This window comes from Arsukibacterium ikkense, assembly GCF_000987775.1.
GTDB classification, from domain to species: domain Bacteria; phylum Pseudomonadota; class Gammaproteobacteria; order Enterobacterales; family Alteromonadaceae; genus Alishewanella; species Alishewanella ikkense.
Genome location: NZ_LAHO01000016.1, coordinates 47,397 through 60,332, shown reverse-complemented (window position 1 = coordinate 60,332; position 12,936 = coordinate 47,397). Strand labels below are relative to the sequence as shown.

At 51.4% G+C, this 12,936-nt stretch carries 8 protein-coding genes; 6 read left to right on the top strand and 2 right to left on the bottom strand.

The annotated features are described in order from the left end of the window. Positions 1-4: 4 nt before the first annotated feature. Complete coding sequence (dksA, locus tag WG68_RS15495; protein WP_046558635.1) at positions 5-454, bottom strand: RNA polymerase-binding protein DksA; 450 nt, start codon at positions 452-454, stop codon at positions 5-7. A 305-nt stretch (positions 455-759) separates the two neighbouring features. On the opposite strand from dksA, the gene pepB reads away from it, so the two are divergent. The 6 genes from pepB to WG68_RS15465 all read left to right on the top strand — a co-directional run bounded on the left by pepB (position 760) and on the right by WG68_RS15465 (position 11,612). Then, positions 760-2,076, top strand: a complete 1,317-nt coding sequence (gene pepB / locus WG68_RS15490) for an aminopeptidase PepB (RefSeq protein WP_046558634.1) — start codon at positions 760-762, stop codon at positions 2,074-2,076. Continuing rightward, complete coding sequence (gene hrpB / locus WG68_RS15485; RefSeq protein ID WP_235357755.1) at positions 2,077-4,629, top strand: ATP-dependent helicase HrpB; 2,553 nt, start codon at positions 2,077-2,079, stop codon at positions 4,627-4,629. After that, complete coding sequence (gene mrcB / locus WG68_RS15480) at positions 4,613-6,862, top strand: penicillin-binding protein 1B (RefSeq protein ID WP_046558632.1); 2,250 nt, start codon at positions 4,613-4,615, stop codon at positions 6,860-6,862. The genes hrpB and mrcB overlap by 17 nt, the downstream gene beginning before the upstream one ends. A 42-nt stretch (positions 6,863-6,904) precedes the next feature. After that, complete coding sequence (locus tag WG68_RS15475) at positions 6,905-9,067, top strand: winged helix-turn-helix domain-containing protein (RefSeq protein WP_046558631.1); 2,163 nt, start codon at positions 6,905-6,907, stop codon at positions 9,065-9,067. 125 nt (positions 9,068-9,192) lie between these two features. Beyond that, positions 9,193-9,441, top strand: a complete 249-nt coding sequence (locus WG68_RS15470) for a hypothetical protein (RefSeq protein ID WP_046558630.1) — start codon at positions 9,193-9,195, stop codon at positions 9,439-9,441. Between the two features lie 92 nt (positions 9,442-9,533). Next, positions 9,534-11,612 carry a winged helix-turn-helix domain-containing protein gene (locus WG68_RS15465; RefSeq protein ID WP_046558629.1) on the top strand — a complete coding sequence of 693 codons (2,079 nt, stop codon included), beginning with the start codon at positions 9,534-9,536 and terminating at the stop codon, positions 11,610-11,612. Positions 11,613-11,623: 11 nt separating this feature from the next. On the opposite strand, the gene hemL is transcribed toward WG68_RS15465, so the two are convergent. Further along, positions 11,624-12,904, bottom strand: a complete 1,281-nt coding sequence (hemL, locus tag WG68_RS15460; protein ID WP_046558628.1) for a glutamate-1-semialdehyde 2,1-aminomutase — start codon at positions 12,902-12,904, stop codon at positions 11,624-11,626. Positions 12,905-12,936: the final 32 nt, after the last annotated feature.

Here is a 12,936-nt window from a genome sequence, read left to right as displayed (position 1 = left end):
GTAACTAGCCGCCTAATTGCTTTTCTTTTATCTCAGACAGGGTTTTGCAGTCGATACATTGATCGGCTGTTGGCCTTGCTTCCAAACGCTTAATACCAATTTCGATGCCGCAGGTATCACAAAATCCAAAATCATCGTTTTCGATTTTCTGTAAGGTTTTTTCAATTTTCTTTAAAAGCTTACGCTCGCGATCCCGCGCACGCAATTCCAGGCTGAACTCTTCTTCCTGTGCGGCACGGTCTACCGGATCAGGGAAATTGGCAGCTTCATCGGCCATATGCGTTTTAGTACGGTCAACTTCTTCGCGTAGTTGTTGGCGCCAGGCGTCAAGAATTTTGCGAAAATGCTCGAGCTGCTTCGGGTTCATATACTCTTCCCCGACCGCTTCCTGATAAGGTGTTACACCGGCCAGTGCCAGCAACCCTAATGTCTTAACATTCTTGCCTTCTGGCATGATCATCTCCTGTACAATACTGCCAAGCAAAAAAAAGTGGCGGCTATAGATAGCAGAATATTGCCACTACCGCAATCACTAATAAAAAAGCCGGCGAAGTATACAGATTGTGGCTCTGGCCGTCACCTGTTTTAGCCGCGACACTGACATTGGCTGAAAAGCACCCGGATTTAAGGTTTAACATCCTGGCAAACAGCCTGTAACGGCACCATTCTAACGCTTTGCGCTCGTGGACTTACGCTGCGCTATGTTACACTTCTGGCCTGGCCATTGCCGCTGATAAGCTTAATAAAATGGGGACCTTCATGTCTAATGCAACAGCAGAAATAGTACAAATTAGTATTGCTACCGCGAAAGCAGCCGCAAAATGGGGCAATAATGCATTAATTAGCCCAACCGCGCTGGGTTATCAGATCCACCTATCTGCAAATGAGCCGCTGCGCAGCATGCAAAAGGCGGGACGTAGCCTGGATAATCTGGGCATTTGCCAGTTGCAGCTCGCCGGCAGTGGCTGGAGCAAAGACTTGCAATGGGCGTTTTATCAGGGATTTTGCAATGCCAAAAGACACGACGGTGTCGCATTCAACAATGAGCAGGGTGCAGCTGAACAACTGGTGCAACTGGCGCAGTGTTTTAGTTTTGCCAAAAAAATGATTAATGAAACACCAGAAGTGTTATCGCCGCTGGCATTAGCCGAGCAAGCGGAAACCTTTATTCGTACTATTGCGCCAGAGGGCACGGTAAGCAGCGAGTTGATTAGCGCAGAGGAGCTGGCAAATGCCGGCTGGCACGGCATTTATCAGGTTGGGCGTGGCAGCAGCCGGCCGCCGGCATTGCTGGTACTGGATTTTAACCCCGGTAAGGATAACAGCCAGAGCGTTGCAGCGGCGCTGGTGGGCAAAGGGATTACCTTTGACAGCGGCGGCTATTCTATTAAGCCAACCGAAGGCATGGCAACCATGAAATGCGATATGGGCGGCGCTGCAACGGTAACGGCGGCATTAGCCCTGGCCATATTGCAGGGCCTTAACCAGCGGGTAAAACTGATATTGTGCTGCGCCGAGAACCTGATCAGCGGCCACGCCTATAAACTGGGCGATATTATTACCTATAAAAACGGCACTACGGTTGAGATTGTTAACACCGATGCTGAGGGCCGCCTGGTGCTGGCTGATGGTCTGATGTGTGCCAGCGAGACCAAAGCGCCGCTGATTATTGATGCCGCTACCCTGACCGGCGCGGCGATGGTAGCGGTCGGCGGCGAGTACAATGCTTTGTTCGCGCTCGACCAACCGCTGGCGACCCGCGCTCTGCAATATGCTGCCAATGAGCAGGAAGCCACCTGGCAATTACCACTGCAAAAATGGCATCAGCAACAATGTCCGTCACCTTATGCCGACACGGCCAACAGCCGGCCTGTAAAAGGCGGTGGTGCCGGCGGCGCCAGTAATGCGGCCGGTTTTTTAAGCCGTTTTGTGCCAAATGATGGCAAAGGCTGGTTGCATTTTGATTTGGCGGCGGCCTTTAATAATTCGGCCAATGGCTACTGGGCTGCCGGGGCTACCGGCCAGGGTATTCGCAGTATTGCTGCTATTTTGCTGGCAGAAACTGCTGCAAGCTAAGTGACAATACATAACACGCTATCAGGCATGAACCCAGCAGCATCAAGTTCATCTGTGGTACCTGAGTTGCCGGTAGCCGCCGTGCTGCCGCAGCTGTTGCAGGCCCTGACCAGCCAGAACCGGGTGATCTTGTCGGCCCCACCCGGTGCCGGCAAATCTACCTGGTTGCCATTACAGTTGCTGCAACAGCCTGCCCTGGCAACAGGCCAGATCATAATGCTGGAACCACGCCGGCTGGCAGCTAAAACCATTGCCAGCTATCTGGCACAGCAACTGAATGAGCCGGTAGGCCAGCGTGTCGGTTATCAAATCCGTCATGACAGTTGCCAGTCAGCTGCCACAAGGCTGTTAATTGTTACCGAAGGCATTTTAACCCGCAAACTACAACAAGACCCTGAACTTAGCGGGGTCAGCCTGCTGATTTTTGATGAATTTCATGAGCGCTCTCTGCATGCTGATTTAGCACTGGCACTGAGTTTGGAAGTGCAGCAACTGAGGCCTGATCTGAAAATTCTGGTGATGTCGGCCACGCTGGACGTTGCTGCGCTGGTTAAGTATTTGCAAGCGCCAGTTATAAGCAGCAGTGGTCGCAGTTATCCGGTCGATATTCACTATATTAAACCGGCTACTGAGCCTGCCTCCTTGCAAGCCGCCCGCCAGGCGCTGGCGGCTTTTAACGAGCAGCCTGGTAATATTCTGGTGTTTTTACCGGGTCAGGCAGAAATTAATAAAGCACGCGAGTATCTGGCAAGCCAGCCGTTACCTGCGCAGCTGAAAGTGTATTCGTTACTGGGTGCGCTGACCCTGGCCGAGCAGCAGGCTGCAATTGCCGCCCCCGCGCCCGGCCATTATAAAATAGTGCTGGCCACCAATCTGGCGGAAACCAGTTTAACCATTGAGGGCGTGAATCAGGTTATTGATACCGGCTTATGCCGGCGAGCCAGCTTTAACCCGCGCCATGGTATCAGTAAGCTGGAAACCGTGGCCATTAGTCAGGCTGCGGCAATACAGCGGGCGGGGCGGGCGGGGCGTCAGGCGCCAGGGCGTTGTTACCGGCTGGACACCCCAGAGTTGTGGCAACGACGGGCCGCATTTGAACCGGCCGAAATTGAACTGGCGGAATTAACCCAGTTACGCCTGGAAATTGCGATATGGGGCTGCCAGCCAGCCGATATTGATTGGTTAACGCCACCGCCAGCGGCCCATCTTGCCGTTGCCAGCCGCTTACTACAGCAGTTTGCTGCGCTGGACGACAACGGTCTTATCACAGCCTATGGCCGGCGCTTGTACCAAACCGGCAGTTCGGTGCGGTTAGCCAATATGCTGCTTTATGCCACCTTGCATGAGCCTCAGGTTCCGGGGCTGGGTTGGCTGGCGGCCCTGTTGGCCGCATTACTGGAAGATAGTCGTAACCTGCAGCCTGATATTGAGCAGCAGCTGCAAAGCCTGGCGCACAGTACACAGCTGGCGCAACATCAGCAGGCGCGACAGTTCGCCCGGCGTTTACATATTGAAAGTACCCGGGTGTTACCGTTGCAATGGCTGCCGTTGTTGTTACTGAGAGCTTTTCCGGATCAGCTGGCACAACGGCGGGGCCAGGGCTATTTGCTGGCCAATGGCGTGGGCGCGGTGCTGGCGCCGGATCACCCGTTACAGGATAGCGATTATCTGGTGGTGCTGGACATTCAGCAATGGCAACAGCAAAACCGCATCCGCCATGCGGTGGCGATTAAACTGGATGATGTGCTGACAGACTGGCAGCCACAATTAAGCTGGCAGCTGAAAACAGGCTGGCATGATAAAACCGCCAGCTTTAGCAGCGAACGCCAACGCTGTTTTGGCCAGCTGGTGCTGCAACGCCAGCCGGTGCAAGGCGTGATAACGGCGGCCGAGCGGCAGCAAGCCTGGCTGGACTATCTGGGCAGGCGTGGCCTGGCAGAGTTAAGCTGGTCTGACGCTGCGCAAAGTTTGTGTGCCCGCGTACAGTTGTTGCAACAGCACCAAGCCAGTGCCGAACTAAATTCAACTGCCAAAGGCGCAGCAGATTGGCCTGATTTCAGTCAGGCCGGTTTACTGGCTGAGCTGGCCAGCTGGCTGGGGCCCTATCTTGGCAATGTCAGCAAAAAAGCTCAACTGGCGCAGTTGCAGCTGGAACCGATGTTGCTGGCCAGATTAAGTTACCCGCAACAGCAGCTGTTGCAGCAGTTATTGCCGAACCACTGGCAAACGCCCACCGGCAGCCGGCTGAAGATTGATTACAGCCATCCTGGCGGGCCTCAGCTTTCAGTCAGAGTTCAGGAAATGTATGGTCAACTCACCACACCCGTGGTGTTAAATGGTGGCATTGCGCTGACCATTACCTTATTGTCGCCAGGCCGCCAGCCGTTACAAGTTACCCGCGATTTAACCAGCTTCTGGCAAAATAGCTGGCAGGATGTTAAAAAAGAAATGAAAGGGCGTTACCCCAAACATTACTGGCCTGATAACCCGGCCGAAGCGCAGCCAACAACAAAAACCAAAAAGGCGATGTTACGCGATGTCAACCCGAAGTAAAGGCGCCCGGGCGCCGAAAATTGTGGTCAGACCCTGGTGGCAGAAATTACTGCTTACCTTAGGGAAGATGGCGTTGGCGCTGCTGTTTGTGCTGGCAACGTACCTGATTTATCTTGATAGTAAAGTGACCCGCGCCTTTACCGGCCAGAAATGGCAGGTGCCAGCACAAATTTATGCCCGTAGCTTAGAGTTGTATCCTGGTATGGCGCTAACGTCGCTGCAGTTGCAAGCAGAATTAGAGCAGTTGCAGTATCAGCGCAATCCTGCAATGACTGCCCCTGGCCAGTACAGCGTATCGCGCAATCATGTCACCATTTTCCGACGGGCTTTTACCTACCTTGATGGCAATGAGCCTGCAACATTATTTAGCGTGGAGTTTAACGCCAGTGGCATTAACCGCATCCGTTATCGCCAGCAGCAGGAAGTAAACTTTGCCCGGCTGGAACCGCAACTGATTGAGCATCTGCTGTCACCTCATCAGGAAGATCGGGAGTTGGTGCGGTTAGAGCAGGTACCCAGCCTGCTGAAGGAAGGCTTACTGCTGATAGAAGATCGTGATTTTTATCACCACCGTGGCGTGTCACCACTATCTGTGTTGCGGGCACTCTGGGCTAATATCAGTGCCGGGCGCACAGTACAGGGGGGCTCTACGCTAACCCAGCAGCTGGCAAAAAATATGTATCTGACCAGCGACAGAACCCTGCTTCGCAAAGTAAATGAAGCGATGATAGCGTTGATCCTCGATTACCGCTTTAGTAAAGACCATATACTGGAAGCCTACCTGAATGAAATATTTCTGGGGCAAAACCATGCCACAGCCGTGCATGGCTTTGGTCTGGGCAGCCGTTTCTATTTTGCCAAACCTTTAACAGAGCTGCGCCCGGATGAAGTCGCCCTGTTAATTGGCTTGTTAAAAGGTCCGTCTTTTTACGACCCCAGACGTTACCCTGAACGCGCCATCAACCGGCGGGATCTGGTGTTACGTTTAATGTTCGAGCAGCATTTACTGGATAACGAGCAATATCAGCAGGCGTTACAACAGCCGTTACATTTAGTACCCCGCGGCCAATACCTGAATGCCCGTTTTCCGGCTTATCTGGATGCCGTTAAAAAAGAATTACGGCAGATTAATTTTGATCAACGGTTACTGAGCAGTGGCATTAAAGTCTTTACCTTTTTGGACCCCGGAGCACAACATCAGGCCGAGCTGACCGTGCGCCAGCAACTGGCCGGCAAAGATGAGCAATTGCAGGCAGCGATGTTAGTGGTTAATTATCAGCGGGCAGAAATCCAGGCGTTAGTGGGTGGCAAAGAAAGCGGTTTTGCCGGCTTTAACCGCGCGCTGGATGCCCGCCGCCAAATTGGTAGTATTATTAAACCGGTTATTTACCTGGAAGCGTTAAATCAGCCTGGCCGGTTTTCGCTGGCAACCATGCTTGATGATAAACCATTAAGTCTGCGTTCCAATAATCAGGATTGGCAGCCGCAAAACTTCGATAAGACTTTTCGTGGGCCGGTGCCGTTGATTACTGCGTTATCGGCATCACTCAATGTCCCAACAGTAAGGTTAGGTTTGCAGCTGGGCTTGCCGACAGTCAGCGAAGGCTTGCGTAAACTGGGCTTGCAACGCAGGGTAAACCTGCATCCGGCGGCGTTATTAGGGGCAATTGAACTTAGCCCGTTAGAGGTGAGTCAGCTGTATCAAACGCTGGCAAATGACGGCGTCTATCAAACGCTGGCCACCGTGCAGGCGGTGACCGATCAGGATGGCCACCGGCTGTATCACCGGCCGGGGCAGCGCTATAGCCGTTATCCGGTACAGAGTACATATTTATTACAACATGCCCTGATTACAGCAAGCCAGACCGGCACCGCCAAAGCGCTTGCTCAGGCCATGCCAACTACGGTATTTGCAGGGAAAACAGGAACTTCCAGTGATTATCGGGATAGTTGGTTCAGTGGTTTTGATCAACAAACGCTGTTAACCGTCTGGTTGGGGCGCGACGATAATCAAGCTATAGGTTTAACGGGCAGCAGCGGAGCTTTACCGTTATTTATCGATTATTTTAAACAGCAGGGAGCGCAATCGATCATTCGTTATTTACCAGAGCAGGTACAGGTGCAGGCGTTTTCGGCCAAAACCGGGGCGCCGGTGGCAGAAACTTGCGCTAACATATTGTTATTACCTGCAATATCAGTTGAAATGCAGCAACAGTTAAGTTGTGATAATTAGATTTAACAACGTTACTATATAAGGTCCGGCACACTGACAATTATGGAAATTAAACCCGAACGCTCACTGCTGGTTGGTGAATGGCACTATCTGGCAAGAGAAGATAAGCTGGTTAAATTAGATGAGCAGGGCGGCATTATCGCTACTGCTGATTTAGATAACCTTGGCCAGAAAGTTGTTAATTACTTTATTGTGCATGCTGGTAGCCTGGTGACAAAAGATCAGTTGCTGGCTGACGTTTGGGGGATCCGTGATGTATCTGATGGCCGGGTAATGCGGGTGATCCGTGCAATCCGGGTTGCTCTGGATGACGATACCCGCCAGCCTACCTATATTGAAACCATTCCTAAACGTGGTTATCGCTTTATTGCCAATGTGGCCGACATTCCAGAGCGGTCAATATTGGCAACAGAGGCGCTCAGCGCTGAACAAAATGCCGGCAGCAACACGCCGTCGCGCCGGCGGCAACCCGGAAAATGGCTGGCTCTGCTACTAATTCCGCTTTTAATGCTGTTTACCTGGCAGTTTTGGTTAAGCCCTGATGCGAATAAACAGGCTACTGAGCTTAACACCATTCCACTGTGGCGTTATAAACCCATTACCTCACTGGATGGACTGGAGTTTTATCATAATGTGTCGCCAGATGAGCGTTATCTGGTTTTTAGTTATGCCAGTGTGGGAACTGAACACATTGCTGTGCTTAAGTTGCAAGACTTACAAAACCACCGACGGGTGCAGTTGACAGATGAAGACTCCAATAGCCTGGGCGCCGCTTTTAGCCCGGACGGTACTAAAATTGCTTATCATCGAATGTTAGCGGATCGCGGTTGTGAAATTCGATTAATTGACTTGGAACCCCGGACAATGGCGGTAAAAACCGATAGTTTGCTTACCCGCTGTACACCGGAGTCGGTGTCGGCGCGAATTAGCTGGTCGCCGGATGGTCGCTATCTTGTTTATCCCAGCCTGGATGCTGAACAGCGGCAAATGGTGATGATGATGTATCCGCTGGCCGGTGGCAATGCCGAGCAGTTAACAGTGCCACCCACCAGCAGCTTTGGCGACTATGCTGGCCGCTATTCCCGCGCCGGTGATAAAATTGCGTTTATTCGTGATGCCGCCGGGGCAGCGCAAATTTGGGTGCTGGATTTAACCAGCAGGGCAACCCGGTTGCTGGTGCAGATTAATGATGCCTACCCGGGCAATATTGACTGGACCCTGGATGATCGCAGTATTATTTACCCCTCGGGCCCTACTTCACTGGGTATTGTTGATGTAGCCAGCGGTCAGAGCCGCGAGCTGGCTTATACGGATAATCATGCCAGCGAAATTCAGCTGGGGGCGGTAACGGGTAAAATTTATGCCTCGGTTGGTTTTTTTTCGCACACCAATATTAAAAAAGTAAATAATAAACTGGTTAGCGCTGAACCTGCAGCCAGCCTGGTGTTTAGCTCTAATCGTAATGAATCATCAGTTGAAATTAACCCCCGGCCAGCAGGGCCCACTGCAGTAGTGTCACGGCGCTCAGGTTTACCGCAGGTCTGGCTGTTTTATGCCGACGGGCGGCAGCAACAGCTCTCAGACTTTAGTTCACGTGAGCGGATCCGCAGTTTAGTATTCTCCCCCGATGGCAACCAACTACTGGTGCATTTAAATAGCGGTATCTGGCAGTTGGATCTGAAGGGGGAACTGAGGCAAATCGTTGGTCAGGATGGCGAGGCTGTTGCTAATCCGGCCTGGAGCAGAGATGGCAAAGAGGTATTTTATGCCCAGTCACGCCAGGGCCGCTGGGATATAATGGCTGCTTCTGTTGATAGCGAAATTGACAGACGGCTGCTGGCAACCGACCGTGAGTTATATCAGCAAAGCTATATTGCTGATTACAATATCTGGCGCGATGCCAATACAAAAAGCTTTATAATTGAATACAACAATGGTGAAACCCAGGAGCTAAAATTAGGAACGCCTGCAGATCAGGCTTTTTTTAAATTTGATTTACGCCAGCGGGGGTTTTATTTCAGCCATTTGCTTGATGATAGCCAATATCAGCTGCGGTATTTTAATCTTGCAACCAGTGAGATTAACACACAAGTTATAAACGACTTTTTGTATCATAGCCGCTTTAGTATCTCAGTTGATGAAACAGAGGTGTACTTTCTGGAAGCTGCCAGGGCCGATTTCGATATTGCGGAAATTAGTTATTAGAACGACTTTTTATAAGGTTTTTATTGAAAAATCATCGAGTTTAATCACGGGTTCAGGAGTAGGGTTTTAGTTGTTAAGCACAAGCTTGCGACCCCTAAAAAGTGATATAACTCGGAGATCGAATCATGATTAAAGTATTTAAAGCACTGGTTATTACTTCCGGCTTGACCTTAGCCCTAGCTGCCAGTAACGTGAATAACCATACTTTTGGTAGTGAGCAACTGATACTAGATGATTTATATGCTTGTCAGTGGTGGCCAACCTGCCGCGACCCGGATCAACAGAAACCGGTGCCATCAGATAGTTCTGCTCCTAAGCCAACGGGCGATACAGATACCACTAAAGATAAAAAAGATGAAACGCAGCTGGCCTGAGGCAGATTAATGCTGTTTCAAAAGCAGATACACTCTACTTTTTAGTTTATTAAGGTATAATCCGCCCTGACACTTTAGTCAGGCGGACCTTAATGTCGAATTTAGAACCCTTGGTAAAAATAGGCGACTGGTATTATCAGGCGGCTTATGGCCATTTACTGCCGGTGGCACCAGAAATGACCAATACCACGCCAGTAGTATTGGAACCAAGGCTGCACAGCCTGCTGAATTACTTTTTGCTGCATCCTAATCTGGTGATCACTAAAGATACCCTGATTGACGATGTCTGGCCTCCTTCCGAGGGCACTGATGCCGCGGTGATGCGCGCAGTTGGTGCCTTACGCAAAGTGCTGGGCGATAACGTTAAAGCGCCACTTTATATCGCGACCATTTCAAAAAAAGGCTATCGCTGGCTTTGTCAGATTGAGCCGCTAACCAGCAGCCAGTTTGCGCCGGCAACAGCCAGCCCGCTGCCTGCTGCGATTGCTCAGGTATCAAGGCAACATGCTGCTGTGCCTAACAGCTTACCCTGGCGCTTTATCAGTAGTGTCGGCGCCGCTTTGCTGCTGGGTGGGGCGGGCTTAGCCTACCTGCTGGCGAGCGTGACGGTAGTGCCATTTACCCAGCTGCCGGATACCGTAAAGCCGTTAAGCGCTATTACCGGGCAGGAGTTCTGGCCGACATTGTCAGCGGCGCAACAGCACGCTTTTTATGTTTACCGAACCACAGAAGCAGCGCCACAGCAACTGGCCCGGCAGGATTTAACCAGCCTGCAAGTCAGCTACAGTAGCGGGTATTATCAGCAAATCAGCCAACCGCAGTGGCTAACCGACAGTCAACTGCTGTTTCGGGCGCTGGATGAACAACAACAATGCTATTTTTATCAACAACAGGTACTGCCTGACTTTCAAACTGCCCGTAAAGTACTACCTTGTCAGCAGGTGATTCCGCAAGGGCTGGCGCTGCTAGCTGAGCAATGGTATTGGCTTGACTATGCTAGTGCGTCACAGCGCTATGAGTTATGGCAGCGCGGCGCAGATGGTACTGTCACGCGGGTACTGCAGTTACCGGCAACATGGCGCAGTGTTGACCAGCTGGTAGTGGTAGCAGGAGCGTTATATCTGATTGCTCAATACGATTTCTATCGTAGCCGGCTATTGCGAGTCGATCTGGCGAAGCAACAGCTGACAAATATTGCCGATTTTGACCAAAAAATTGTCGCCAGTAGCAGCTGGGATAGCCAACACGCTTTGTTAACGCTACTTAATAAGCCACTGCAGCTGCTTAACCTGAAAAGCCGCAAGCTGCTGAGCCTTGGCCCCATGACCTGGGGGCTGACTCAGCCACAGCGTTACCAACAGCGAATACTCAGTACCCAGTATCTGGATTACACCAGCGATATTGTGCAGTGGGTGCGTTCTGGTACTCAGCTCGATAAACAAAGTAGTGTGCAACCCAGTAACCGTAACGAGCGCTTGTTTGCAGCGAATGAGACGCAGCTGGCCTTTGTGTCAGAGCGGGCCGGTGATAATCAGATTTGGCTGACGCAAGACGGTGATAGTCGTCAGCTGTCACGCTTAGACAGCGGCCAGTATATTCAGCAATTACTCTGGCATCAGCAAACACTGTTAGCTGTAGTGGATAATAAGCTGTTTCAAGTGAGTTTAAGCGATGGCAGTTTAGCGCCAATTGTTGAGCAACGGGTGTCAGGACGGTATCAAAGCTGTGATAATCATTTGTACTGGACAGTACAGGATGACGACGGCTGGCAGCTGATGCATTATCAGCAACAGCAACCGGCAGTATTACTGTCAGGAGTAGTGAATGTAAAATGCGCGCCTGGCGGCTTAGTGCTGCAATTTTACAATGACTCGGTGCTGTCGTTTTGGTCGCCAGACCAACCAACCCAATTAAGGCCGTTGCCGGTCAGTTTAAATTGGCACCATATACTACCTGAGCAATGGACCAGCAATAACCAACAATTACAATGGCTAAACATAGCGCAGCGACAACTGCAGAGTTACGACTGGCACACGGCTGAAATTAGCAGTTATCCGTGGCCCACGGCGACACTGCCGCTGGAAATTCACAGCAGTAGTGCCGGCAGCTTTTATTCAGTACAACCGCGCCATTATGATACCGACATTGTCTGGCTTCAAAACCGCGGTTAGCTGGGCAGGTGCTAAAGTGCCGCGAAGCTTTTAGCCGCGGCATCGACCGTTGCGGCCAGATCGTCATCGCTGTGGGCCAGTGACAGAAAACCTGCTTCAAACGCTGAGGGCGCCAGATAAATACCCTGCTGCAGCATTAAATGAAAAAAGCGTTTAAACGCGTCGCCATCACATTGGGTAGCGTGCTGATAATTGCTTACCCGGGTTTCGCTGCTAAAGAAAAACCCAAACATGCCGCCAACCTGATTAAAGGTCATTGGCACGCCGTGTTGCTGTGCAGCGTTGCCAAGGCCGGTGATCAGCTGACTGGTTTTTGCAGTAAGCTTTTCATATACGCCGGGCTTGCTGATTTCGGTTAATGCCGCCAGGCCAGCGGCCATGGCAATAGGATTGCCCGACAGCGTGCCTGCCTGGTATACCGGCCCCAGCGGTGCAATCTGCTCCATTATCGCCCGCTTACCGCCAAAGGCGCCGACGGGCATGCCGCCGCCAATAATTTTACCCAGGGTAGTTAGATCAGGGGTAACCTGATATACCGCCTGGGCGCCACCTAAGGCGACCCGGAAGCCGGTCATTACTTCATCAAAGATCAATACGCTGTGGTATTGATCACAAATCCGGCGTAATCCTTCCAGAAAGCCAGGCTCTGGCGGGATGCAGTTCATATTGCCGGCTACCGGCTCGACAATAATACAGGCAATATCAGCGCCTTTTTCGGCAAAAATTTGTTCTACCTGGGCCAGGTTATTGAATTCACAGGTCAGGGTGTATTTAGCAAAGTCTGCCGGTACACCGGGTGAGTTCGGTACCCCCAGCGTCAGGGCTCCAGAGCCAGCCTTAACCAGTAATGAGTCTGCATGGCCGTGGTAACAGCCTTCAAATTTTAAAATGGTATCGCGGCCGGTATAGCCACGGGCCAGGCGAATAGCGCTCATCGTTGCTTCAGTACCTGAGCTGACCATCCGCACCATTTCCATTGATGGCACCAGTTGGGCGACTTTTTCAGCCATATCGATTTCGGCCGGGCAAGGTGCGCCAAAACTTAAACCGTTGGCGGCAGCCTTGATAACTGCATCGCGAATAGCCGGATGATTATGTCCCAGTAACATTGGCCCCCAGGAGCCAATGTAGTCGATATAGCGCTTGCCATCGACATCATACAAGTAAGCGCCGTCGGCGCGCTCAATAAATACCGGGCTGCCGCCAACACTTTTAAAAGCGCGTACCGGTGAGTTAACCCCTCCCGGGATAGTAAGTTGGGCACGTTGAAACAGGGTTTCAGATAAAGACATAATAAATTCCGTTAGCAGTTAGGTGTTGCTGT

Bases quoted from the DNA above. Each gene is read 5' to 3' on its own strand.
- dksA (WP_046558635.1), bottom strand. From the start codon at position 454: ATGCCAGAAGGCAAGAATGTTAAGACATTAGGGTTGCTGGCACTGGCC.
- pepB (WP_046558634.1), top strand. From the start codon at position 760: ATGTCTAATGCAACAGCAGAAATAGTACAAATTAGTATTGCTACCGCG.
- mrcB (WP_046558632.1), top strand. From the start codon at position 4,613: ATGTCAACCCGAAGTAAAGGCGCCCGGGCGCCGAAAATTGTGGTCAGA.
- WG68_RS15475 (WP_046558631.1), top strand. From the start codon at position 6,905: ATGGAAATTAAACCCGAACGCTCACTGCTGGTTGGTGAATGGCACTAT.
- WG68_RS15470 (WP_046558630.1), top strand. From the start codon at position 9,193: ATGATTAAAGTATTTAAAGCACTGGTTATTACTTCCGGCTTGACCTTA.
- WG68_RS15465 (WP_046558629.1), top strand. From the start codon at position 9,534: ATGTCGAATTTAGAACCCTTGGTAAAAATAGGCGACTGGTATTATCAG.
- hemL (WP_046558628.1), bottom strand. From the start codon at position 12,904: ATGTCTTTATCTGAAACCCTGTTTCAACGTGCCCAACTTACTATCCCG.